The following is a 25,694-nucleotide window of genomic DNA, read 5'->3' as shown; positions in this document are numbered from 1 at the left end:
ATAGAAATAAAAAAAAGAGCAGTTATCTGCTCTTTTTTTTATTTAATTACGTTTGGATCGAAATTTTGAAGTTCAAATATTTCTAGTTTGAAATAAGGAACAGCAGCCAAGAGATGATCGAAAATATCAGCCATAATGTATTCGTAATTTTCCCAACGCTTATCAGAGCTAAAAGCATAGATCTCCAAAGGTATTCCCTGTGGAGTTGGAGCCAATTGTCTGGTCATGATGGTCATGTCCTTATTTATAGCCGAATGACCTTCTATGTAATTTTGAATATATTTTCTAAAAACTCCAAAATTGGTCAAATTGCGACCATTTATTAAAACCGATTTATCTATGTTCTTTTCTCTATTGTAATGATTGATGTCTTCTTGTCTTTGGGAAACATAATCTGATATCAATTGAATTTTCCTTAAATCATCAATTTCTTCCTGGGCTAAGTATTTAATGGAAGTCGCTTTAATAATGATGGCTCGTTTAATTCGTCTTCCTCCAGAGTCAGACATTCCACGCCAGTTGGTAAATGCATCGGTCATTAGTGACCCTGTTGGAATATTAGTTATTGTTTTATCAAAATTTTGAACTTGGATGGTATTTAAATTGATTTCAATAACGTCTCCATCTGCACCATATTTTTCCATGGTAATCCAGTCGCCAATTCTTACAGTATCGTTTACAGCCACATTGATGCTGGCTACAAATCCTAAGATAGTATCCTTGAAAATTAAAAGTAATACTGCTGAAGCAGCACCTAGAGTAGTGAAAAATTGAATAAGAGTAATATCTGTAATGATAACAAAACAAAAGGCAATACCTACAATCCAAACACCTAGCATGCCTACTTGCACATAGCTGTCAATAGGTTTATCCTTTAAGGAAGGAATGGTTTTGAAATAGGATTCGAGGGTTTTAAGGATGCTCCTTAAAATCCAAATAAATAATAAAACACCGTAAATTTTCAATAAAGTTTCAATAGGCTGCTCTACGGATGGATAGTCATTGAATACAATAGGAAATAGCTCGATGGTTAAAAGCAAAGGCACTAAATGTGCTAAGTTTCTAGGAGCTTTGTGTTTTATTAAGAGGTTATCAAATTGAGTTGTAGTACGATCTGCAAATTTACTGAATGCCTGAACCAAAATCTTCCTAGTGATAAAATCAGTCGTAAAAATTAAAATAACCAATAAAATCAAAAGGGAGAGCATATTCAATAAAGTAGCACTGGTTTCGCTCAGGCCCCGTTCAATAAATAAGTCATAAAAGAAATGAGTCAAATTATTCATTTGTTAGGAATTTTTGAGATACTTGGCATCTACAAAAAAGGTACCCAATGGAATAATAGATCCTAAAAGCACAATTCCAGTTTCCTTAGTATTCCAGTTCCGCTCTTTACTAATTAAAATGGCTAAAGCAATGTATCCTATAAAAAGAAGTCCATGAGGCATTCCCAATAACTTGACATACTGTTCATCACCATGCCAATATTTAATTGGAACAGCTACAAAAAGTAATAAAATATAGGAGATACCCTCTAGGAAGGCTAAAATTCTAAAAATTGTAAGACTCTGTATTTTCATAATAATAATTTGTGCTGCAAAAATATAACCTTTTAGGCTGATAGGATTTCTAACTAATGAAAAAAGCAACCACGTGGTTGCTTTTTTATGTTTTCGTTAAGAAGATTTATAGGTTCTCATCACAATGATGGGAAAATAGTATTTTAGTTAATTTATAATCATAACTAACCGTTTTTAGACATTCTTTGGTTCGATACTTATACCAAAGTTTATAGGTGTAACCATCCTTTTGGAAAACTTTAACCTCTTTAAAATTATCGTCTTGAAGCTTTCTGTAAACAGAGGTGGCGGGACCATTCACGTAAGTCTGATAATTGTCGTTATTTCTTTCATTATCATTAGAGTGGTGGAATTCACCTCTATTGTTTGAGCTATTCCCTCTAGATTTATTACAATCAAAATTAGGAGCATTAACAATAGATTTTACTCTACCATCACTTATTCTCACCGAGACACATTTGTTTTTCCGATTATTCCACCAATTTTGATAGGAATTATACCCAGATTTTTCAGTTTTTATCCAATCGTAACCACGATTTCCCATTTCGTTATCAAGAGAGCTAGCTCTCATGTCAACCAAATCTTTAAGGTCATAGGCGGTTTCTTGAGAAAATGAAAGAAAAACTGTAAAGACAAAAAGAATTAATAAGCTTGTTTTTTTCATGATATTATTATTTGAAATTGAATCTTTCTAAATTAATATATTTTTAATTAAATAACTGATATATAGGTTATTATTTTATCTGTTTTCATCGCAATGATGAGAGAACAAAATCTTTGTCAATTTATAATCGTAACTAACCGTTTTAATGCATTCTCTGGTTCTGTTTTTATACCACAACTTATAAGTATAGCCGTCCTTTTGGAAAATTTTAATTTCTTTAAATCCGTCATCTTCTAGTCTACGATATGCTGTTGTGGCTCCTTTATTAATATAAGATGTGTAATTAGTGTGCGTATCTTCATGATCATAGGAATCATAAAAATTTCCTCGGTTTCTATTTGAGTATCCTCTATTATTTGAATAACCTCTGTTATTTTCATCACAATGATGAGAATATAAAACTTTGGTTAATTTATAGTCATAGCTAACCGTTTTAAGGCATTCATTAGTCCTGTTTTTATACCACAGCTTATAGGTGTAACCATCTTCTTGGTGCGTTTTTATTTCATGAAAACCATCATCTTCTAACTTACCATAAGCAGAAGTAGCTGAATTATTGACATATCTACTATAATTGTAATTTGTTTTTTCATTGTTATCATAGTAGAAGGAATTGCCATTATTTCGGTGATTATTGGAATAATTTCTATTGGATTTATTACAATCAAAGTCGGGTGAATTAACAATAGATTTAATTCTACCATCAGAAACTCTAACTGTTACACATTTTTCTTTTCTCGAACTCCACCAATTTTGGTAGGCATTATATCCAGACTTTTCAGTTTTTATAAATTCATAACCATGATTTCTCATTTGATAGTCAAGGTTGCTCGCTCTCATATCGATTAAACTTTGTAAATCTGAGGCTGTTTCTTGAGCAGATAATTGGTAGTTTGCTATGAAAACAAATAGCAAAAGCGGTAAAATTAAAAGTTGCTTTTTCATGATAATTTCAATTGATTAAAATTTATAAGAATTTGCTTGATTTTATTTCGTTACATAAGCTTGGTTGCTACGTGGTAAATAAATTTATTTCAAAATCTAATAGAGGTAGTTTGGAGGGGTATAATTTTGATATTTATAAAGTTACATATTTTTCACTTTGAAGAATATTAAAAAATTAGATATTTGTTAATATTCTGCATTTTCTTTAAGAAGACTTCAATTGGAATAACTATTTTTTGAGAAGTTTACATACAAGAGAAGTCACTTAACGGATTAATTATTCTCCTATCGATTAAATATGCATTAATTCCTTCATTATGATATATTTGACTTGCTATTAATAATCCCTTTGTAAGCTATTGACGATTATGGTTTTTTACCCAAAGAATACCGTAAAGTACTTCTTGTCAGTTTTTATTTTAACTGCGGTTTCTTCCTTTGCATGGTCTCAATCAACCCCCATTCCAGATACCAATTTTGAACAGGCTCTTGTGACCCTGGGTATTGATACCAATGGAATGACAGGAGATATTTTGAATTGTGATGCTGAAAATGTGACCACCCTTAATATTTTTGACAATTTTATTCACAATCTTGATGGTATCGAAGCATTTATAAGTTTAAGACATTTGAATGTTTATTCCAATAATTTGGAAGAAGTTGATTTAAGTCAAAATATAGATTTAAAATCTATAGATATCAAAGACAATCAGTTAAGCGCTTTAAATATTCTGGCCAATTTAGAGCTGGAAGAACTTGACATCAGTAATAATAACATTTCCAGTTTAGATGTTTCAAATAATCTCAACCTCGAATATTTATCCTGTAATTTAAATAATTTGTCTTCATTAGATGTTTCGGGAAATCCTGGATTGGAGTTTTTGTTATGCTATGGAAATAATTTAAACACAATCGATGTCTCATTGAATACCAATCTAAAGAGCTTGTTTGTTGGCACCAATAATCTTTCAAATCTAGATATTAGCAATAATACTTTGTTAGAAATATTAGATTGTTCCCAATCCAATATATCCAATTTGAATCTAGAAAATAACCCTGCATTATCATATTTAAACTGCTCAAATAATGGTTTAACCAGTTTAAATGTGAGCAGCAATCCACTATTGGAGAAAATTCTTATGTTCAATAATGAGGTTACAAATATCGATTTAAGTAGCAATCCACAATTAAGTTTGTTTTATGCAGCTAATAATCAATTGACATCCTTGGATTTATCAGATAATGGGGTTTTGAGGAGAATACAGTGCCAGAATAATGAATTGACAACTGTTGATTTAAGAAATGGCAATAATGGAAATATTGTTGAATTTAACATGTCAGGTAATGAGTCTTTGTCATGTATTATGGTCGATGAAACTACAGCCGTAACTCTTGCTAATTGGAACATAGGAGGTAATACATTTTTTGTAGCTAATGAAGAGGAATGTGCTACTCTTTCGGTTAAGGATGTTGAATTAGAGGATAAAACCATTCGCATTTACCCAAATCCAGTTATGGATACCTTAACAATTTCTAATGCTCCTAATGACAGTGTTTTGGAGATTTTTAGCTTAAGAGGCGATTTAATTTTTCAACAATCATTGCCTATGCAGTCTTCTACGGTGAATGTCTCGCAACTATCAGCAGGAATCTATATGGCTTCAATTCACAATACGGAATCAAAGACCATTAAAAAGCTGGTGGTCAAGTAAAAAAAAGGAGAGAGCTATTAGAAAATACTCCCTCCAAATAAACTTGATCAAATTAGGAATGGGTTACTATTATTTAAAATCCCCTTTAAAAATAAATTCCTTTTGATCTTTACGTTTTCTAACTTCTTCCAATTCGGATTCTTTTAAGTCTTCTGGAAGTTTATCAGGATCTCCGCCATAAAATCCAATGGCTGCAGATGTCGCTATATGATAATCCTCAGGTAAATTAAATTCCTTTTTTGCATCTTGATGTTTTACACCTCCCATTTGATGGACCGCTATTCCCATGGATTCTGCCTGAATACTTAGAGTAGCCATAAACAATCCTACATCATGAAGTGCATGAAAATTTTCATTGCCATTTGGGTTTTTGGTATTGTAAGCTGTAAGAAGAAGGATAGGGGCATTTTTAACCCATCCTTGATTAAAATCACTTAAAACATTATAAATTCTTTCGTACGTTTCACTTCCTTTTTCTCCCCAAATAATGGCCCATGGTTGCAGATTATTGGAGCTTGGAGCCCATCTACCTGCTTCAAAAAGCGTTTTCATGTCTTCTTCACTTACCATTTGCTCATCAAAAACCCTAGGACTCCATCTGTTTTTTATTAATGGATGGATATCATGGGATACGGGTGTTTCTTTGTTTATTGATTTTTTTATTTTTTCCATGAGACTAAAATACCAATTATTATAGAGTTTTTAAGGCAATCGTTAAAATCCTTGTGTCAATTTTTGATGCTTTTGTTTTTTTAAAAAGAATTTCGATATTTCTTTGAATCTGTCATTTTTATTTTGAACTTTTGCTTGTTCAAAGTCATAATTATTTTCTGTTTTTATAAGACACCAAATTATATGACAAATAAAAATAGATGCTTTGAGTCCCTTTAAAAAAGAAAATTTTTTTACTTCAAAACTTCTTTATCATTTAGCCTTCCTTTCAAGCGTGTTAGGTGTGTTGATGTTTTTGCTGGATTTTGGTTATGACAAATCATTGGAGATCCAAAGAATTTTCAATACGTTTTATTTTGTGGTTATAGGTTTGGGAATTGGCGTGACCATTCTGAGATATATTGAGAAGCTAAAAGAAATTAAACGGTCAGTCATTATTTTTGACGTAGTTACTATCCTAATTACGGTAAATATCCTATACGCTCATTTTTTGGGAGAAGAGGCTCACAAGCATATTTCTTTTTTATACAATGACAATTGGGTAAAATTTGCTATCCTATTAACCTTTATAAGGGAGTTTTCAGAACAAAATATTAGTTACAAAAAAACCTTGATGAATCCCGCTCAGTTGTTTATCATGAGTTTTTTTGGAATCATTTTGGTTGGGACTTTATTACTTATGCTCCCGAATGCAACTTATGAAGGGTTATCATTTTTAGATGCTTTGTTTACTTCTACAAGTGCTGTTTGTGTAACGGGGTTAATTGTGGTAGATACAGGTAGTTATTTTACTGTGTTTGGACAATCTGTTATTCTAGCACTTATTCAGGCAGGTGGTATTGGGATATTGACAGTGGCCAGTTATTTTAGCTACTTTTTTAAAGGAGGCTCTAGTTATGAAAACCAGCAGACGTTAAGTGACATGACAGGAGCCAATAAGCTGGGAGAGGTATTTACAACTTTTAAGCGGATTTTGGCCATTACTTTTTCTATCGAAATTGTGGCTTCGGTCCTCATTTTTGTAAGTGTTCGCAAAGATCTATTTGAAAGTTTTTTTGATAGGATCTTTTTTTCAGTTTTTCACAGTATTTCAGCTTTTTGTAATGCCGGTTTTTCCACATTGTCGAATAGTATTTATGAAGATGGATTTAGGTACAACTATGTGCTCCAACTTGTATTAATTGTAGCCTTTGTTTTAGGTGGATTGGGTTTTCCTATAGTGGTAAACCTTTTGAAGTATATCAAGTATTTCATTAATAGAAAGGTATTCTATTTATCAGGGATGGAAGAAACGTATAAACCCTGGGTATTACACATCAATAGTAGGATATCCTTGGTGACAACAGCCATTTTAACCATAGTCGGGACGATAGCATTTTTTATTGATGAGTATAATAATACTTTGGCAGAACATAGCGCATTTGGAAAGTTTGTAACCGCTTTATTTGGGGCAACTACACCCAGAACGGCAGGATTCAATACCATAGATATGGCCGAATTACATTTTTCTACGGTCATGTTAATCTTTTTTCTGATGTGGGTGGGAGCTTCACCAGCATCTACTGGAGGTGGTATTAAAACCAATACGTTTGCCATAGCAACCCTAAATTTTTTGAGTTTGGCAAAAGGAAAAACCAAAATCGAAATTTTTAGGAGAGAGATTGCAGAAATTTCAGTGAGAAGAGCCTTTGCAGCCATTTCTTTATCGCTTATGGTGATTGGAACTGGGATTATCTTAATTTCCATTTTCGACAAAGACATGAAATTATTAGATATCGCTTTTGAATGTTTTTCAGCATATAGTACGGTTGGTTTAAGTCTTGGTATTACTGCTGCATTGAGTCCCCTTAGTAAATTTGTCATCATTGCGATTATGTTTATTGGGAGAGTAAGTATGTTGACTATTCTTATCGCACTATTTAAAAAGGTGAAACAGAAGAATTACAGATATCCTACAGAGGAAATTACAATCAATTAAAAAGATGTTGTTATGAAATATATTGTTGTTGGATTAGGAAGTTTTGGATCGGCTCTAGCCGTCAAACTTACAGAACAAGGCAATGAGGTTATAGGTATTGATACTAGTATGGATAAAGTGGAGAGCTATAAGGAGAAGATTTCCCATACCATTTGCATGGATGCCACAGATGAGTTTACCGTGTCTGGATTGCCCCTTAAAGATACTGATATGGTGGTCATAGCCATTGGTGAAAACAGGGGTGCCAATGTAATGGCAACAGCTCTTTTTAAAAACATGAATGTGAAAAAATTGGTTAGTAGAGCTATTGATTCCCTTCATGAAAAAGTATTGTATGCCATCGGTATACATCAAATTGTTCATCCGGAACAAGAATCGGCGGAAAGATGGGCCAAAAAATTATGTCTAAAGGGAATTTTGGATTCCTTTGAGTTAAGTGAGGAATTCAGTATTGTTGAAATTAATGTGCCAAAACAATTTTATGGCAAAACCATAAAGGATATAAATATTAGAGAAAATTTCAATCTGCTTATATTGACCACCATGTCCGCTTCCGAAGAAAAGAATTTATTAGGTACCTCAAAGCAAGTTTTCAAGGTTCATGGAGTGGCCGATCCCAACTATGTGCTTCATAAGGAAGATATTTTGGTAGTCTACGGTGCCAAGAAAGATATCAATAGATTTGTACAATCTAAGTAGTCTTTATTAACATCAAGAAAATCTTCTAGGGCAGCAACACTTCATGGGTGTGTTTTTTCATATTCTCAGCCATTTTTTCTATTGGTAAATCATCCGAATCCCAACCAAACGGATCTTCTATGGCTTCAGCAATAAGTTCTAATGAAGCCAATACATAAAAAACAAAAGGTACTGCTAAAGAGACAAAATACCCTAGAGAAAACACATATCCCATGGGTAAAGTAGCGACATAAAAAACAATAAACTTTTTTAAGAAGGTACTGTAAGAATGGGGGATAGGTGTATTTTTAATTCGTTCACAAGCACCACATATATTGGTAAATCCTTCCAATTCATTATTTACAGCTAATAACTGTTCACCTGAGATAATCCCTTGTTGATATAAGATATTCGTTTTTTTAAATAGGAGCGAGGCTACTTGATTGGGAGCGTGCTTCTTTTTACTGAAGGCATCTCCAAGTTCTGGGTGCTCATTTTCATCCAACATGAAGGTTGAATAATCAGACCTTAAGAATGCATACAAACTTTGGGAATACATGGGAATCGCTTTTCTATAAAAATGACGATTTGCTTTGTCATCTTTAGGGAGTAAGGCATTCATTTTAAGGGCTAAATTTCTACTGGTATTGGTAAGGGCGCCCCATTGCTTTCTGGCTTCCCACCAACGATCATATGCCGTATTGGTTCTAAAAACCAATAGTAAGGATAATGCAAAACCCAATAAATTATGTACTACGGTAATGTTCTTTACCCAGTGTTTGGCTGATAGATTAAAATATTCCAATTCTAAGTAGGCAACACCATATGAAAAGGCGGCTGTAATAAACAAATAAGGAGTCAGTTTTCTTAACGTATCTGATTTATGAACGTAAAATACAGCCTTAAACCATTCTTTTGGGTTATAAATTTCCATAGAAACAAATATAAAAAATGAGAACAATTTTAGAAATATAGAATCGGAACGGATGGTGCAAAAGAAATAAACAATTTTGTTTAACAAAAAGTTTAAAAAGTGAAACAAAATTCGTATATTTATACTGTAAATAAGTTAGTTGATATTTATAATGATTGATACCAAGTAATTTGGATGAACATTTAGTTTTTTGATTGATGGGTTTATTCTTCCTATAGAATAGTTGATTAATGAGTTTTTTGAAAAGCGGTCTAAAACGAGGTTTAGGCCGCTTTCCATTTTTTAATTTATTTAAGTTTCATAAATTGAAGTTAAACAATCAATTTACCTAGGAAAATAATACCATGTTTACTAATTTTAAAAAATCAAAATAATTTAATACTTAAATCCAACATATAATATGAGTAAACAAGCTTTAGTACAACCATATCAATCAAATAATTTAGATTTAAAAAATAGAGTGGTCATGGCTCCTATGACACGCAGTAGAGCCAATAATGCAGAGAAAAAACCAACAGAAGATCTTCAAGGGCTTTATTATCAACAGCGAGCAAGTGCTGGTCTAATTATTTCTGAGGGATCTCAGGTATCTGAAGAGGCTGTTGGTTATATAAACACACCAGGTATACATAGTAAAGAGCAGGTTGAGGGATGGAAATTGGTAACAGATAAAGTTCATAATGAAGGAGGAAAGATTTTTATTCAGTTATGGCATGTAGGTAGAATGTCTCATCCAGATTTTCATAATGGAGAATTACCATTGGCGCCATCGCCTATCAATCCGAATGCCCAATCTTACACACCAGAAGGATTTAAAGAAACAGTTGCCCCTAAGGAAATGACCAAGGAGGATATACTTCGTACCATTCAAGATTTTAAGAAGGCAGCAAAAAATGCTATGGAAGCTGGATTTGATGGCGTAGAAATACATTCATCAAACGGATATTTATTTCACCAGTTCTTCAACGCCACATCCAATACGCGTATAGACGAGTATGGTGGAAGTATAGAGAACAGAGCACGTTTCTTTTTCGAGGTTTTAGATGCCATTAAAGAAGTGATGCCAGAGCAAAAGATAGGGGCCCGCTTTAATCCGTCTTTAAATGGTGTTTTCGGAATGACAATGGATGAAGAAACCATACCAACCTTTGAATATATTATTAAAAAATTAAACGATTATGACTTGGCTTATATACACCTTTCAGAACCGTTTACAGATGTTTCGGATATATCATATGCGGTGACCGAAATAGCCAAACATTTTAGACCGCTTTATAATGGAACCTTGATTATTAACTCTAATTTTGATCAAGAAAAGGGAAATCAGGTCATTGAAAATGGAGATGCCGATTTGGTAGCATACGGAAAACCATTTATTTCAAATCCGGATTTAGTGGAACGTTTCGCTAATAATTTGGAATTGGCCGAATGGAATCAAGATACTTTTTATACACCAGGAAGTGAAGGATATACCGACTATCCAAAAGCAAGCGAACAGGTAGCATCTTAAAGGACTTATAATAATTATGGAAATACCATCTGATTTTCTTCTGATGGTATTTTTTTTGCATCCAAATTTTGATAAACGGTATTTTATCGAATTTTTTTGAACCTATTTTCGGTTAATCGTGTATTTTTTTAGTTCATAAGATTTTTTATGTGGCGTTTAGTTAATCAATTAATTTTAAACCGATTAATTAAATAATACCTCATGAAAAAGTTATTATTATTCCTTGTTTTCATTACTTTGTCTACTACTTTTCAGACGGTTCATGCGCAAGATAGGGCTCAAGTTTTGGAAGAAGTCCCATTTGATTACATGACCAGAAATCCTATCTATGATTATACCGAAAGTCAGTTGAGCAATACCGACAGTATCCCAGATTTTCAATCCAAGGAAAATCCATTAAAAATTACAGGGACTGTTTATAAAAGTGATGGTGTGACGCCTGCTCAAGATGTCATTGTTTTTATTTATCAGGCCGATGAAACTGGTATGTATGATGTCAATTACGATAGACAAAAAAAGTATGTAAAGCATAGAGGTTGGGTAAAAACAGACGCCAATGGTTCTTATACGTTTTACACCTTTATTCCAGGTTCTTACCCTCATAGTAAAGAATTACGATTGATACATCCTACTATTAAAGAAGAAGGAAAAGAAGCTTATGGGTTACCTTCTTTTGTATTTGATGATGATCCTTATTTAACTAAAATGTGCCGTAAAAAATTGGCAAAAAAGAACTTAGATATTATCCTGAAAACTGAAAAAATGGGTGATATGTATGTGGCTAATAAGGATATTGTATTAAAGGAAAACGCAGAATTATTTAAATAGATTTGTTTAATAATTATGATGATGTGAAACTTCTTAATGAAAATTAAGAAGTTTTTTTTAAGTTCTATTTTTAATGAATTAGTTTATTTTTCTCAAATCACTTTTCAATATAACCTGATTCTTTACCCATTTGAAGATGGTAAAAAGGGAGCCAATAGTAATTAAACCTGTTGCCAATAAGATGATAGGCAATGGATTTGTAAACGTGTCTCCAGTTGTAAAAATAATTAGTATTAGTAGCACCGAAAGCGGTAAAGACATTGCTAATAGACCTAAGGCAAATTGGTTGTCAAAAGTTTTTTGATGATCGGGCAAATCCATTTCTTTAGCAGCTATAGATGAAATATGTGCAAAGGGCCAAAAGCTGCAGGCACTCAAGCCAAAGGCTACCATAAATAATACATCTTGATTTGTTTGGATTTTTAATGCTGCAACCACACCGGCGATTAGAAGTAAGCTTATGCCATAGCGCAGCATAAGTAAAGAAAATACCTGTCCCAGTTGTTTCTTTTTAATTTTTACAGCCAAACCAATAAACAGTAAGACCAAGGGTGTCATTATCAAACTCAATCGGTTTAAGTTTTCATGTAAAAACAGTGGTAAATCAGCAAGTGAAATACCGGAAACAAGCAAAATCAAGGCTAGAATTATCAAAAGATTAATGGGTTCAAATAACATGACCTTCACCAAGGTTTTTAATCGTGTTAAATCAGATTCTTGTTTGTTATTCTTATTACGGTAATGCCATTTGATGGCAACCAGATATAAAATAAAAAGAACAAAGAACTTATTTCCCAAATCGGTCATGGCGGCCTTGGCCAAATAAGGTTCTCCTAAAAATTCTAAAATAAACGGAAAGCATGATAATCCGGGAGCTAAAGAAGGAATTAGCAATTTGGCTGTATTTGCAATAGATTTATTTTTGATTCCAACCAAGTTTAATAGGGCTGGGGTAATGACAAATAAAAACAGATTAAAACCTAAGGCAAAAAGCGGCAGAAGCAACAACTCTACATGCAATGAAATCTTTAATAACGCTACAAAAATGGTGCAGGGGAGAGCCACCAACAAAATAATCTTCTTTAATCCGTTAACTTCCTCGGCATTATTGAATTTAGATTTTAATAGCAACCCAATAATGATAAAAGTAACGAACGAAAGTGCTTTAATGATGGCTTCAGACATTAGACAAAAATTTCATCCATTGCCTTGGTGAATATTTCCATTTCTTTCATGGTTCCCATACTCACACGGCACCAGTTTTTATCCCAGAACTTAAAGGCTCTTACGCCAACCTGTCGGCCATAAATTTCTTTTAGAAATGAATTCCCATCCATATCGATTTCAAAAATCATAAAATTGGTTTGCGATGGCAGGTATTTAAATCCCTTTTTCTCCAAATACTTCTGAGTATATACTCTGGCTTCGGCAATTTTGGTTTTGGTCATATCTAAAAATTCTTGACCTTTTAAACTCGTAGTCGCAGCCATAATAGATGGGCCAGTGATACCCATACCGCCACGGGTAATATCATTAATGCGGTTAATGGTCTCTTCTTTTCCAACTAAGTAACCAATTCGTAATCCAGCCATTCCATGGATTTTTGAAAAAGTTCTAGCCACCATAACGTCATGGCCTTCACTCACTAAGGAAACCATACTATCGGTTATGCCGTTATTTGAAAGTTCTATATAAGCTTCATCCACAAATACAGGAACTTTTTTGGAAACCGTTTTACAAAAGGTTTTTAAATCTTCAGCGTTGGTAATTGAACCTGTTGGGTTGTTTGGGTTACAGATATATACCAATTTGGTTTGATTGTCCACAGCTTTTTCCATTGCCTTTAAATCATGTTGGGAATCGGACAATAACTTATAGGACTTCCATTGACCTCCAACTGATTTTGAAACGTTAATCAAAGACATATAACTAGGGTCGGCACTTATCACGTCCCCGCCATTTTGAAAAAAGACCATGGCTACTTTTTCTAGAATATCAGAAGAGCCAGGAGCCATTAAAATCTGTTTGGGTGAGACGTTTTCCTTTTCAGCAATCATGCTTATTAAATCATTAAGAGTCTTCCACGCATATCTATTTCCCGAAAAAACGTCTTCCTGAAAAGCTTTAGCAGCAAGGGGTGGAGGCCCATATGGATTTTCATTGGCTCTTAAAATGGCTTTTAATTCGGGATCCAAAAACTTGGGAGGCGTAAATTCATTGAAGCTGTTGGTAGTTGGAAAAAGGTATTTGGTTTGGTTGGTTTGGGCTGTCTCTACAGCATGGGCCCAAATATCGGAAGGCATTAAGGCCAATCCTCCCAATGTTAAAGCGCCTTTTTTTAACCAATCACGCCTACTTAAATTAGAAGTTTTCATGATGAGTGCTTTGAATTAAATGAACTAATTTAGATGATTAGATGGAAATAATCTGTTAAAATTAATTTTAATTAAAAAATAAATTAACAGATAGGGTTATTTACTTCATTTTTCATATTTCAAATCGTTGGATTTTTTATTTCCTTAGGTGTAAGGATCTTTAGTCTCGGTTTTTTATTGGCTATCAATAAATTGAGGTTAATTTTTCGTAAATTTAGAACACATCATTTAAAATTTATTCCAATGAATCATTACAGTGTTAAAGCTTACGGAGCTGAATCCGCAGAAACTGATTTGTTGCCCCTACAAATAGACAGAAGAACCGTCACTAATACGGACGTGAAAATCGATATTTTATATTGTGGTGTTTGCCATTCTGATTTGCATTTTGCAAAAAATGATTGGGGCATGACACAGTATCCCGTTGTCCCCGGACACGAAATTGTAGGTAGGGTAGTAGAGGTTGGCTCTAAGGTATCCAAACACAAAGTAGATGATATTGTAGCAGTAGGTTGTTTGGTAGATTCCTGTAAAACCTGTCAAAACTGTAAAAACGATTTGGAACAATATTGCCCAGAATGGGTGGGCACCTATGGGGGCTATGACAAACATTTGGAAACCAACACCCACGGTGGGTATTCTGAAACTATAGTGGTTGATGAAGCCTTCGTATTGAGTGTGCCAGAAAATCTTGATTTAGCTGGAATAGCACCTGTTTTGTGTGCTGGTATTACCACTTGGTCACCGTTGCGTCATTGGAATGTTGGGAAAGATAGTAAGGTAGCTGTTGTGGGCCTAGGTGGCTTGGGACATATGGCTATTAAACTAGCCAATGCCCTAGGAGCTCATGTTACGTTGTTTTCAAGGTCAAAAGGAAAAATAGACGATGCCAAAAAGTTGGGAGCACATGATGTAGTCATTTCTACGGATGAAGCTTCTATGGAACAAGTCATGGGTAAATTTGATGTTATAATTGATACCGTTCCTTATGTACATGACTTAAACCCATACGTAAACACGCTGAACACAAATGGTACTTTGGTGGTAGTTGGGTATTTGGGACCCTTAGATCCCATGTTGGTAACGGTTCCCATGATTATGGGAAGAAAGAGTGTGGCTGGTTCTTTGATTGGAGGTATCGCAGAAACACAAGAATTACTGGACTTTTGTGGAGAACACAATATAACATCTGATATTGAGGTCATTAAAATTCAGGATATTAATAACGCATATGAGCGCATGCTAAAAAGCGACGTCAAATACCGTTTTGTTATCGATATGTCAAGCCTGAAGAGCTAATTATTTTTAAAAATGGAGCCTGTATAATAGTTCTACTTTAAAAATAGCACCGTCCTTAAACCGGTCATTTAGCCGAGTTCTGTTGTCACCAAAGTAAAAGGCAATTAGGTTTAAATCTACCTTATCGTTCGCTTGATAGACATCATAACTTCTACCAAGAGCATAGCCTATTTTGGTGTTAAAATAGAGGGATTTGGTGAGTGCAAATCTTAAATACGTGGAAATCTCATTGGATATTTTGGATGCATAAGCACCAGAAGAGGAGTAGGCCTGATTGTTTAAGTAATAGGTGGTTCCCAAGCCGTCAAATTTAATACCAAGCCATAGATTTTTTCTTAATAGATAGTTGATGTCTGCCAAAATAGGCAGGTTCAAATTGGCATCCAATCTGGAATTGGGACTAAGGTAATAAAGCCCAAAAATAGGCACGATTATCAAGCCATATTTTTCGGTATTGGCATAGATGCCATACCGGTATTTTAGGTTGGCTTGCTTGGTTTGGGAAATTAAGGTTAAAAAAGCGAATTGGGTGTTGTTTCCCGAAAGAGTAATCACATCGGATGCGATTTTTGGAAATCCCATAAAAGTGGCTGACCACGTAGGATTAAATGTTTTATGAACACCCAATCCCAGTCCTAGCACCTTCAGTTTGGTTTCAGGACTATGTGGATCTAGCTTAACAGCGGTCTGATTCGTGAAGAATCCGGCTAGGAGGGTAGTACGTTCGCTGATTACTATGGGGACTTCAAATTGAAGAGCTAATTCTTCCACTTGTGTTTGACCACGACCGGTATCAAATTTATTTTGAGGGGTGTTGGTATAACTTAGTTGCCCCAGGTTAAAATAATTTTGAGACCATACCTGAACAGCAACAAATCCAAATAAAATATAAAAAATAGATTTCATACCTCTGAAGCTAACGGTATTATCAAGATACGTTAATTTTTTTAATCAGTTTTTTCTTCAAAAATCAACATTTTTTCGTTAAATTGTATAGGCATTTTCTGCCCGCACTAACCATCGAATTTCCTATTTTAAACTCTGTACATTATGGAAGTTTCAATAGGTAATCCCCAATTGTTTTTTAAAGCCAGTTATCTTATCGCATTTGGTTTTTTGTTCGGAGTAGTCGTTTATAAAAGTTTAAAACAAGGCTACAGAATGAGATCTATTTTATTGATCTTAAGTATCGTTTCTTTATTTGCAATTACAGGTTCCAGATTATTTACCATACCAGTTTCTGATTGGTTGGATGTCTTGACGACTTCCTCTCAGCAGTTTTCAAATCGTTCGGCGGTGGGAGGCTTATTGTTTGGTTTGTTAGGACTTTTAATCGCACAGCGCCTATTGGGGTTTAATAAATTGATTTTGAATTTGTATGCTTGGGGTGCTCCAATGGCTCTGGGGATCGTTAAAATGGGATGCTTTTTCAATGGGTGTTGCTACGGTCAGCTTTATTCGGGGTTTGGTAGCGTGCAATATCCAAAAGGAACTCAAGCACATTTGCATCATTGGTATTCGGGTTTAATCGATGCAGAGTCACTTATTTCTGCAAGCGTCCATCCGGTTCAAATATATGATAGTTTGTTTCTGTTTTTTATCGCTTTCTTGGTTTACAAAAGTCAAAAGTATTGGAAAAAGAATGCCAGCAGCTTATTGTTTTCTGTGGGATTGTTTTTTTTGATGCGATTTGGCATTGAATTTTTAAGAGATCCTAATAGTTCACAATTCAATACCTGGCATGTTTTTGGAATACGCATGTTCCATTGGAGTATGTTGATTTATGGTGTTTTGGTGGTTTTGATTCTGTTGTGTTATGAAAAAAGAAGGTCACTGGAATGGTTTCCAGAACGCAAAAATGCCTTGTCCTTCCATAACGAATTCATGGTTTCCATTTTAATTTCCATGATAATCTATACCGTCAAAGATTTATTTACGGGTTATGAATTAATGGTGGTTTGGATGAAGTTTATTCCGGTGGTTATTCTTTTGGTTTACAGCCTCTTTACCGAAGTTCAGTTAAGGGAATACCGTTGGATAACGAGCGTTTTTTTAATAGCACCGTTTGTAGTGTTTGCTCAAACATTGCCAAAGGATACAATCAAAACTACTAAATACCATCGTTTTGATGTGGGTGGTTCCTTTGGAAATTATATCAATGAGGTCAGGTTTGATCCTTACGAAGGGTCGTGTGGAACTGCTTATGACCACGCGTATTATAAACAAGTCTACCAAGTATTTGGTTTGGGATATTCTCAGGTTATAACAAAAAAGAAAACAACATACACAATTGGCGGAAATGTGTCTGGAGGGAATATTAAAAGCACAGAAATAAATACTAATGAAAGCCGATCTGAATTTATTTATGCCTTTAATCCATACTTTAAAATTGATGGCAAATGGATAGGTGTTGGAGGAGGCTTTCAGGTAGGTAATTTAAGAATAAACAAAGATTTAACCATTGATTCTGGTAACATAGATGATGTGAATAAAGCGTATTATTTTACTCCAGAATTTCATGTTAGGGTTGGACCCAGAAAATATTTTGACGCCGATTTTAATTATGGATTCCTAATGCCATCACCATACCCAACCTTATATATGCGTTCAAGCGTGGGGAGTGCTTTTGGGCTCAGTGAGGATTATAGTTTAAGGGGAGGTTATATTTGGAATTTAGAAACACCCTATATTTCGGCCAAAGCCTTATTAAGTGATCACTTTGGTGTAGAAGTCATGTATATTTTTAAAGAAAACAATTTTGAAATTCTAGATAATCAGGCTTCTGGTAAATTTGTATTCTCGGTTAACTATCGGTTTGGTCATACGGAGAAGTAAAAGTTATTAATTTTCATTCTTTGAGAATCGCGTATTTGAAATTTTTTGAACCATGGTGCAGGATATTCAAATTACAGAAACTTGAATTTTTATGGTTTTAGAACCTATAGGGCTTAGATTCATTTATAGTAAAGCTATTGAGGAAAGTATGATATAAGGAACATTCAAGCTTTCCAATTTGTATAATTAAGAACTTGCAAATTAACTTTTACATAATTACAATCGATATAAAACATTTAAGTGTTGTTATATCTGCAATTATGTAAAATGCAAGCATCCGTTAAATTGCTTAAATAAATACATTTGTCCTATAATTTATATTATGTAAAATAGAAAATTTCAAGTGTTTCCCCTTCTGCCAATTATTACCTATTTCAATACTTTAGTTATTCCCTGAGCTCCATGCTTTAAGAATAAAGCTTTTGGTGCGCATGCATTAAAATTCATTACGAACCTCATATTTTAAACTACCTTCTTTTGATAATTCCATAAATCGCCATCAAATGCTACTAAATAAAAGTTAAAATCTCTTTATTAATAGTATTACTATTATTTTTGTAATGCATATGTCTGAGTTATGAAATCATTATTACATCATTTAAAGATTACCGTATCAGAAAAGGTTTATATAAAAGATCCTGAAACTTCTGATTTGGGAAAGCGTATTGTATCTGAAAGCATCCTGATGATTGACGAAATGGGATTTGAATGTTTTACTTTTAAAAAATTAGGCGAAAAACTGGGTTCCAATGAGAGTTCCATGTATCGTTATTTTGAAAGTAAACATAAGCTCCTGCTCTATTTGACCTCCTGGTATTGGGCCTGGTTGGAATATCAACTGGTTTTTGAAACACATAGTTTAACAGATCCTGAAGAAAAATTATTAAAAGGTATTCAAGTCATTACTAGAAGTACTACTGAGGACTCTACCTTTTCCCACATCAATGAGGTGGCCCTAAATCGTATTGTAATCAATGAAAACTCTAAGTCTTTCTTAACCAAACAAGTAGATCAGGAAAATAAAGCTGGTGTCTTCAACATCTATAAAAATTTAGTACTACGGATTAGAGATATGATTCATGAAGTGAACGCCGATTATCCTTTTCCCGAAAGTCTTTCAAGTACAGTTGTTGAAGGTGCTTTACACCAACATTTTCTCAAGGATCATTTCAAGACCCTAACAAATGCTGGTGAAGAAGAATCATCAACCAAATATTTTCAACATTTAGTTCTTAATACTATTAACTCTAAAACCCAAATTCTATGACCACTTGGAAACGTTTTATTGGTCTGATTAGGCTTGAGCGTAAGGCAATTTTTCAAATCATTTACTACGCTATTTTTGCGGGTATTGTGGGTTTGTCGTTACCCTTAGGAATTCAAGCCATTATTAACATGGTGCAAGGTGCGCAAGTATCCAGTTCTTGGGTAGTCCTCGTGATTTTGGTTACCATTGGAGTTGTATTTGTTGGTTTATTACAACTCATGCAGTTACGTATTATTGAAACCGTACAACAGCGTATTTTTGTGCGGGCTTCTTTTGAACTTAGCTACCGGTTTCCTAAAATAAAAATGGATGAATTCAGAAACTACTATCCGCCAGAATTGGCGAACCGTTTTTTTGATACGCTTACCATTCAAAAGGGATTGGCCAAGATTTTAGTAGATGTACCCGCTGCCCTACTCCAAATTATCTTTGCTTTAATTCTTTTAAGCTTTTACCATCCATTTTTTATAGTTTTTGGATTTCTTTTATTGATTCTGATCTTTTTGATATTCAAATTTACAGCCGAAAAGGGTTTGAATACGAGTATTTTAGAGTCCAAGCATAAATATAAGGTGGTGCACTGGATTGAAGAAATTGCCCGAACCATCACCAGTTTTAAATTGGCTGGAAATACCCGTCATGCTCTGGATAAAAATGATACCTTGGTAGCCAATTACCTGAATGCTAGAGAAAATCACTTTAGAGTTCTGGTAATTCAGTTCTCCCAAATGATCGGGTTTAAAGTGTTGGTTACGGCTGGTCTTTTATTTATTGGTGGTGCTTTGGTATTAAATCAACAAATGAATATTGGACAATTTGTTGCTGCAGAAATCATTATTCTTTTGGTTATCAATTCCGTTGAAAAAATTATAGTCAACTTAGAAACCTTATATGATGTTCTTACTTCTATAGAGAAATTAGGAGAATTGGTAGACAAAAAACTAGAACCACAACAAGGAGAAACTCCTGATTTTTCTAATGGTATTGATTTAGAATTTAATCAGGCAACCTATAAGGTTGATAATAGGCATACCCCTATTTTAAATAATTTAGAGTTTTCTATTAAACATAAGCAACACACCATTATTGCTGGTGAAAGTGGTGCTGGTAAATCCAGTTTAATGCGCTTGATTTCTGGAATTATTCTTCCTACTAGTGGTCAATTAAATTTGAACTCATATGCCATGGAGAGTTTATGTATCAATCATTACCGTGGTCATTTAGGTTTATCTTTATCTGAAGAAACTCCTTTTGAAGGTACCTTGAGAGACAACATTACCTTTGGGAATAAAGACATCACAGATGAACATATTTTATGGGCATTAAACAAATTAGGATTAACACCATTTTTTAAGCAGTTACCTAAAGGTTTAAATACTGTGATATATCCAGAAGGAAAACATTTATCAGAAACAGTTTCTAAAAAAATTGTTTTGGCGAGAGCTATCGTTAAGCGACCAAAATTGTTGATTCTTGAAGATTCCATGGAAAAGTTTGACGAACAAGATGTCATTAATTTAATTGACTTTTTGGGTGAACCAGAACATCCATGGACCCTTGTGGTTGTGAGCAATCACGAGTATTGGAAACGAGTTTGTAAACAAATAATTAGGTTAAAAGAAGGTGCCATTGTAAAAAATGCTTAAACCATGCTGAACATTTCAAATAATCAATTACATAAAAAAGTCTCCTTGAGAGAATATAAATCGGGAAAACACATTTTTAATGTGAGTTATTACAAGCAGTTTAACCGATTTTTATTGGCCTTTGCTTTGGTGGGCCTGATTGTTTTATTTTTACCTTGGACACAGACCATTACGGGGCAAGGAAACGTGACCACTTTGCGACCGGAACAACGTCCACAAACCATTCAATCCCAAATCCCTGGAAGAGTTGAAAGATGGTTTGTAAAAGAAGGTGATTATGTTAATAAAGGTGATACCATTCTCCATATTTCTGAAATCAAAAGTGAGTATTTTGACAACCAATTGGTTGAAAGAACCAATACCCAGAAAATAGCCAAGGAATCCTCTGTAGGAGCTTACAAAGAGAAAGTTTCTGCTTTATCCAGACAAATTGCTGCACTGAGAAATGAACGTCAATTAAAATATAAGCAGGCTGAGAACAAACTGAAACAGGCTCATTTGAAAGTGAAAAGTGATAGTATTGATCTGGAGGCTGCCAATACCAATTTTCAAATTGCCGAAAGACAATTTCAAAGGGTTCAAACTCTTCAGGATGAAGGTTTAAAGGCAGTAAAAGATGTTGAAGAAAAGAAGTTGAAACTTCAGGAAACCCAAGCCAAATTGATTGCTCAAGAAAATAAATACTTGGTAAGCCAAAATGAAGTGATTAATGCGCAGGTGGAACTTTCTAGAATCAATGCAGAGTATACGGATAAAATTTCTAAGGCAGAAAGTGATATGTACACAGCACAATCTGCTCAATTGGATACCGAAGTTCAAGTTTCTAAGTTAGAGAACTCCTATGTCAATTATAAAAGAAGAAGCGATTTGCTTTATGTCACTGCTCCTCAAAGTGGTTTTGTTAATAAGGCCATTGTTAGCGGATTGGGAGAAACTTTTAAAGAAGGTGAAGCGTTGGTAAGTATTATGCCGGCACAACATGATTTGGCGGTCGAAACATATGTAAGACCAATTGATTTACCCTTAATTCACATAGGTGAAGAAGTAAGGGTACAATTCGACGGATGGCCAGCAATCGTATTTAGTGGTTGGCCAAATGTATCTTACGGTACTTATGGAGCGAAGGTGGTTGCTATTGAAAATTTTATCAGTCCGAATGGAAAATATCGTATTCTTTTAGGTCCTGATCAAAATGATCACCCTTGGCCTGAGGCGATTCGTGTGGGGTCTGGTGCTAGAACCATGGCTTTATTAGAAGATGTGCCTATTTGGTTTGAAATTTGGAGGCAGTTAAACAGCTTCCCTCCTAACTACTACCAACCTCAAAGTGAGACCGAAACTAAAGAAAAGAAATCATGAGAATAAAGTGCTTTCTAATAGTACTCATGGTAGGGATAACCCTTCCCTCCTATGGTCAAGAACCCGACCCTGATGTGATGACTTTTAAGGAGTTTTTGGCTTATGTGAAGCAATTTCATCCTTTAGTGAAACAAGCTAATTTGGTTTTGAATGCAAGTGAGGCCAATTTAATAAAAGCACGAGGTGGATTTGATCCTAAAATTGAGTTGGATTATTCCAAAAAGAATTTCAAGGACACCGAGTATTATAAGCTTTTCAATGGTTCTTTTAAAATACCTACTTGGTACGGTGTTAATTTTAAAGCGGCAGTAGATAATAATGAAGGCTATTATTTAAATCCGGAAAACAACACTCCAGATGATGGTGTTTATCAGGTGGGTGTGTCTGTTTCATTAGCCAAAGGGTTGTTTATGAATGAACGTATGGCCACCTTAAAGCAGGCAAAATTGTATAGGGAACAAGCTAAGGCCGACTTACAAATGATGGTAAATGATATTCTATACCAAGCTTCCAAAACGTATTTTATTTGGTTGAAAAATTATAGAAATTATCAAACATATCAGTCCTTTTTAGAAAATGCACAAATTCGGTTTGAAGGTATTAAAAAAGGATATGAAGAAGGAGAATATCCTGCAGTGGATACTTTGGAGGCGCGTATCAATTTAGACTCAAGAAAGCTAAATTTGGAAAAAGCACGTATTGGATTTGTAAAATCAACCTTGGAATTATCCAATTATCTTTGGTTAGAAAATAATATACCTGTAGAGTTAGAAGATCATATCATCCCTGATGAAGAAACATTAAATCTTATTGATCAAGTGTTGAGTTTGACCGATTTGGATCTTGAGAGTTTTCAAATTGAAAATCATCCCAAATTGATTTCACTTGATTACAAGTTCCAAAACCAAGAAGTTGATAAGCGCTTAAAAGCCAATGCGCTTTTACCAGACATTACCTTCGATTATAATTTCCTTTCTGAAGTTCCCGATGAGATTAATAGTTTTAATGGTCGCAATTACAAATCGGGATTGTCTCTAAAATTGCCTCTTTTCCTAAGGAAAGAGCGTGGTGCTTTTGAATTGGCTAAATTGAAACTTCAGGATCTTGAGTATGAAATAGTATCAACCAACTTGACGCTCAAAAATAAGATTGAAGCCTTAAAAAATGAAATTGAATCTTACGGCATTCAAAATGAAGTGGCTCAAGAACTAGTGACAAATTATGAAACATTGGTGCAAGCTGAGGAACGTAAATTTTTCTTGGGAGAAAGCTCTCTGTTTGTTGTGAATAGCAGGGAATCTAAGCTTATAGAAACGGTTTTAAAAGCCATTTCGGTTGAGAATGACTACCTGAATTCTAAAGCAAATTTGTTTAATGTCATATCAACAGTACCAGAATAAAAAAGAGCCTCGTTAGGCTCTTTTTACTTTTATTTAGGTATTTGTTGACTTAAACAGTGTAGTGTGCCAAATCCCCATATCAAATCAATGGCATGAATACCTATGACTTCGCGGTCTGGAAAACATTCCGCCAAAATGTTGAGCGCCACACGATCATTAGCATCGTTGAACACGGGTACTAAAACACACTGGTTTATGATAAGAAAATTGGCATAACTGGCAGGTAATCTAATGTGGTCAAAATAAACAGGTTTCGGCATAGGAAGTGTTACCACATTAGGTGAGTTACCATTTTCAAGTTTAGCTTCCTGTAATCTTTTAAGATTATCTTGTAACGGTTTGAAATTAACATCCTCAGGATTGGTTTCAATAACTGTAACAATAGTATCTTCATTAATAAAACGGGCCAAATCATCTATATGTCCATGTGTGTCATCACCAGTAATCCCTTGACCTAACCAGATAGTATTGGTTACCCCCAAATAGTCTTTAAAAATGGCTTCATAATCGGCTTTGGTTAATCCAGGATTTCTCACTTGAATTTTTGGGTCCAATAAACATTCTTCCGTAGTTAATAAGGTTCCTTGACCATTAACTTCTAGCGCTCCACCTTCTAAAACCACGGGTTTACCTTTATACATAACTTGTGTTAAAGGTGTTTTTAAGGTCTTGGACACTTTTTCTGGCACGTGTCTATCTAATTGATAATTATGGTATTTAGCCCACCCATTAAAGTTAAAGTTTAAGGCCTCTCTTTGATTGCCATTTTTTACAATGATGGGTCCAGAATCACGCATCCAACTTCTGTTGGTCTTGTGATTTATAAATTGAATACGGTTTAAATCTACATGAGCAATATCTAGCATGGTGGCTACTCGGTCCTGTTGCTTTTCATCAGCAATGACCAAAAACACCGTTTCATAGGCACTTACCTTCTTAATGAACTCCACAAAAGCCCATTGAATGGCTTTAAACTTCCCTGGCCAATCATTTCCATTATGAGGAAAACATAAAAGGACGCCTTCTTGAGGCTCCCATTCTGCGGGCATGCGTCGGTTTGTCTTTGCCATTAATCCAAAGCGCGTTTAGTGATATCTTCAAAAGCATCAATTCTACGATCTCTAAAGAATGGCCAGTTTTGACGCACATTCTCTTGTAGGTCTAAATCTACTTCAGCCATTAAAATCTCTTCTTGATCATGAGATGCTTGAGCTAAAACTTCACCTTGCGGGCCTACTATAAAGGAAGCTCCCCAAAATTCAATTCCGTCTGTATCAGGTAAATATTGTTCCAACCCTATTCTATTGGCAGCTGCTACGTAAACACCATTAGCCACAGCATGTCCTTTCATAACATTCATCCAAGCACCATACTGGTTTGGGCCATATTGATCTTTTTCTTTAGGATGCCAACCAATAGCTGTTGGGTAAAACAAGACTTCAGAACCTTTTAAAGCTGTAAGTCGAGCTGCTTCGGGATACCATTGATCCCAACAAATTAAGGTTCCAATATTTCCTTTTTTGGTACGGTTGTTTTTGAAGCCTAAATCACCGGGAGTAAAATAGAATTTCTCATAGAAATGAGGATCATCTGGAATATGCATCTTTCTGTATAATCCTGCTTCGCTTCCATCCGTATCAATGATATAGGCACTATTATGATAAATACCAGCCATACGTTTTTCAAAAAATGGAACAATGATTACCACCCCTAGCTCTTTAGCTAAAGCACTGAATGCTTGAAAAGAGGTGCTATAAAGAGGTTCGGCATAAGCGAAATTATCAACGTCTTCACTTTGACAAAAATAATGACTGCTGTAAAGTTCTGGTAAACAAATAACTTCGGCACCTTGACCGGCGGCCTTCCTTACCCATTCCTGACATTTTTCTAAATTATTTTCAGGGGTGTTGTTCAAATTTAACTGAATAACAGCTATGGTATACTTACTCATATGATTTTTTAATTAATAATGTAAAAGTAAGAAATAATCAGTGGTACAAACAAACCAAAAA

At 34.5% G+C, this 25,694-nt stretch carries 22 protein-coding genes; 11 read left to right on the top strand and 11 right to left on the bottom strand.

Annotation, left to right across the window (positions count from 1 at the left end; all coding sequences use genetic code 11):
• Positions 1-38: 38 nt before the first annotated feature.
• The 4 genes from ZA07_RS01535 to ZA07_RS01520 form a co-directional block, all read right to left on the bottom strand.
• Positions 39-1,286, bottom strand: coding sequence for a mechanosensitive ion channel family protein (locus tag ZA07_RS01535; protein ID WP_053969970.1), 1,248 nt, complete (start codon positions 1,284-1,286; stop codon positions 39-41).
• A 3-nt stretch (positions 1,287-1,289) separates the two neighbouring features.
• On the bottom strand, positions 1,290-1,580 hold the full coding sequence (locus tag ZA07_RS01530; protein ID WP_053969969.1) for a DUF3817 domain-containing protein: 291 nt from the start codon (positions 1,578-1,580) through the stop codon (positions 1,290-1,292).
• A 106-nt stretch (positions 1,581-1,686) separates the two neighbouring features.
• Positions 1,687-2,244, bottom strand: coding sequence for a hypothetical protein (locus ZA07_RS01525; protein WP_053969968.1), 558 nt, complete (start codon positions 2,242-2,244; stop codon positions 1,687-1,689).
• 75 nt (positions 2,245-2,319) lie between these two features.
• Positions 2,320-3,189: a hypothetical protein gene (locus tag ZA07_RS01520; protein WP_053969967.1), complete on the bottom strand. Its 870-nt coding sequence runs from the start codon at positions 3,187-3,189 to the stop codon at positions 2,320-2,322.
• Between the two features lie 404 nt (positions 3,190-3,593).
• Between ZA07_RS01520 and ZA07_RS01515 the strand changes: the two genes are divergently transcribed.
• On the top strand, positions 3,594-4,901 hold the full coding sequence (locus tag ZA07_RS01515) for a T9SS type A sorting domain-containing protein (protein WP_197276683.1): 1,308 nt from the start codon (positions 3,594-3,596) through the stop codon (positions 4,899-4,901).
• Between the two features lie 69 nt (positions 4,902-4,970).
• Here ZA07_RS01515 and ZA07_RS01510 read toward each other — a convergent pair whose 3' ends face one another.
• On the bottom strand, positions 4,971-5,573 hold the full coding sequence (locus tag ZA07_RS01510) for a nitroreductase family protein (protein ID WP_053969965.1): 603 nt from the start codon (positions 5,571-5,573) through the stop codon (positions 4,971-4,973).
• 289 nt (positions 5,574-5,862) lie between these two features.
• Here ZA07_RS01510 and ZA07_RS01505 point away from each other — a divergent pair, with 289 nt between their 5' ends.
• Positions 5,863-7,551, top strand: coding sequence for a TrkH family potassium uptake protein (locus ZA07_RS01505; protein ID WP_082316483.1), 1,689 nt, complete (start codon positions 5,863-5,865; stop codon positions 7,549-7,551).
• 12 nt (positions 7,552-7,563) lie between these two features.
• Entirely contained in the window at positions 7,564-8,250 is a 687-nt protein-coding gene (locus tag ZA07_RS01500; protein WP_053969963.1) for a TrkA family potassium uptake protein, read from the top strand.
• Between the two features lie 25 nt (positions 8,251-8,275).
• Here ZA07_RS01500 and ZA07_RS01495 read toward each other — a convergent pair whose 3' ends face one another.
• A complete protein-coding gene (locus tag ZA07_RS01495; RefSeq protein ID WP_053969962.1) occupies positions 8,276-9,163 on the bottom strand; it encodes a bestrophin family protein in 888 nt (295 codons plus the stop codon).
• Positions 9,164-9,563: 400 nt separating this feature from the next.
• On the opposite strand from ZA07_RS01495, the gene ZA07_RS01490 reads away from it, so the two are divergent.
• Complete coding sequence (locus ZA07_RS01490; protein ID WP_053969961.1) at positions 9,564-10,673, top strand: alkene reductase; 1,110 nt, start codon at positions 9,564-9,566, stop codon at positions 10,671-10,673.
• Between the two features lie 201 nt (positions 10,674-10,874).
• Complete coding sequence (locus ZA07_RS01485) at positions 10,875-11,501, top strand: hypothetical protein (protein ID WP_053969960.1); 627 nt, start codon at positions 10,875-10,877, stop codon at positions 11,499-11,501.
• A gap of 78 nt (positions 11,502-11,579) precedes the next feature.
• Here the strand turns inward: ZA07_RS01485 and ZA07_RS01480 are convergent, their stop codons facing one another.
• Together ZA07_RS01480 and ZA07_RS01475 are read right to left on the bottom strand one after the other, a co-directional pair.
• The gene (locus ZA07_RS01480) at positions 11,580-12,686 is read right to left on the bottom strand and encodes a hypothetical protein (RefSeq protein ID WP_053969959.1); all 1,107 of its coding nucleotides are present in this window, start codon (positions 12,684-12,686) and stop codon (positions 11,580-11,582) included.
• Complete coding sequence (locus tag ZA07_RS01475) at positions 12,686-13,876, bottom strand: histidinol-phosphate transaminase (protein WP_053969958.1); 1,191 nt, start codon at positions 13,874-13,876, stop codon at positions 12,686-12,688. The genes ZA07_RS01480 and ZA07_RS01475 overlap by 1 nt, the downstream gene beginning before the upstream one ends.
• Positions 13,877-14,119: 243 nt before the next feature.
• Between ZA07_RS01475 and ZA07_RS01470 the strand changes: the two genes are divergently transcribed.
• The gene (locus ZA07_RS01470; protein WP_053969957.1) at positions 14,120-15,175 is read left to right on the top strand and encodes an NAD(P)-dependent alcohol dehydrogenase; all 1,056 of its coding nucleotides are present in this window, start codon (positions 14,120-14,122) and stop codon (positions 15,173-15,175) included.
• 6 nt (positions 15,176-15,181) lie between these two features.
• Here ZA07_RS01470 and ZA07_RS01465 read toward each other — a convergent pair whose 3' ends face one another.
• Complete coding sequence (locus tag ZA07_RS01465; RefSeq protein ID WP_053969956.1) at positions 15,182-16,081, bottom strand: DUF6268 family outer membrane beta-barrel protein; 900 nt, start codon at positions 16,079-16,081, stop codon at positions 15,182-15,184.
• A 144-nt stretch (positions 16,082-16,225) separates the two neighbouring features.
• Between ZA07_RS01465 and ZA07_RS01460 the strand changes: the two genes are divergently transcribed.
• From ZA07_RS01460 to ZA07_RS01440, 5 genes are all read left to right on the top strand, one after another.
• Positions 16,226-18,010 (top strand): prolipoprotein diacylglyceryl transferase family protein, encoded by a 1,785-nt coding sequence (locus tag ZA07_RS01460; protein ID WP_053969955.1) that lies wholly within the window; start codon positions 16,226-16,228, stop codon positions 18,008-18,010.
• A gap of 577 nt (positions 18,011-18,587) precedes the next feature.
• Positions 18,588-19,277 (top strand): TetR/AcrR family transcriptional regulator, encoded by a 690-nt coding sequence (locus ZA07_RS01455; protein ID WP_053969954.1) that lies wholly within the window; start codon positions 18,588-18,590, stop codon positions 19,275-19,277.
• The gene (locus ZA07_RS01450) at positions 19,274-20,923 is read left to right on the top strand and encodes a peptidase domain-containing ABC transporter (RefSeq protein ID WP_053969953.1); all 1,650 of its coding nucleotides are present in this window, start codon (positions 19,274-19,276) and stop codon (positions 20,921-20,923) included. The genes ZA07_RS01455 and ZA07_RS01450 overlap by 4 nt, the downstream gene beginning before the upstream one ends.
• Positions 20,924-20,926: 3 nt before the next feature.
• Positions 20,927-22,282 carry an HlyD family secretion protein gene (locus tag ZA07_RS01445; RefSeq protein WP_053969952.1) on the top strand — a complete coding sequence of 452 codons (1,356 nt, stop codon included), beginning with the start codon at positions 20,927-20,929 and terminating at the stop codon, positions 22,280-22,282.
• Positions 22,279-23,682 (top strand): TolC family protein, encoded by a 1,404-nt coding sequence (locus tag ZA07_RS01440; protein ID WP_082316482.1) that lies wholly within the window; start codon positions 22,279-22,281, stop codon positions 23,680-23,682. Before ZA07_RS01445 ends, ZA07_RS01440 begins: the two co-directional genes overlap by 4 nt.
• 29 nt (positions 23,683-23,711) lie before the next feature.
• Here ZA07_RS01440 and ZA07_RS01435 read toward each other — a convergent pair whose 3' ends face one another.
• Positions 23,712-24,752, bottom strand: coding sequence for an agmatine/peptidylarginine deiminase (locus ZA07_RS01435; protein WP_053969951.1), 1,041 nt, complete (start codon positions 24,750-24,752; stop codon positions 23,712-23,714).
• Positions 24,752-25,633 (bottom strand): carbon-nitrogen hydrolase, encoded by an 882-nt coding sequence (locus ZA07_RS01430; RefSeq protein WP_053969950.1) that lies wholly within the window; start codon positions 25,631-25,633, stop codon positions 24,752-24,754. The genes ZA07_RS01435 and ZA07_RS01430 overlap by 1 nt, the downstream gene beginning before the upstream one ends.
• Positions 25,634-25,694: the final 61 nt, after the last annotated feature.

This window comes from Mangrovimonas sp. ST2L15, assembly GCF_001280515.1.
GTDB classification, from domain to species: domain Bacteria; phylum Bacteroidota; class Bacteroidia; order Flavobacteriales; family Flavobacteriaceae; genus Mangrovimonas; species Mangrovimonas futianensis.
This window is presented reverse-complemented; position numbering and strand designations above follow the sequence as displayed.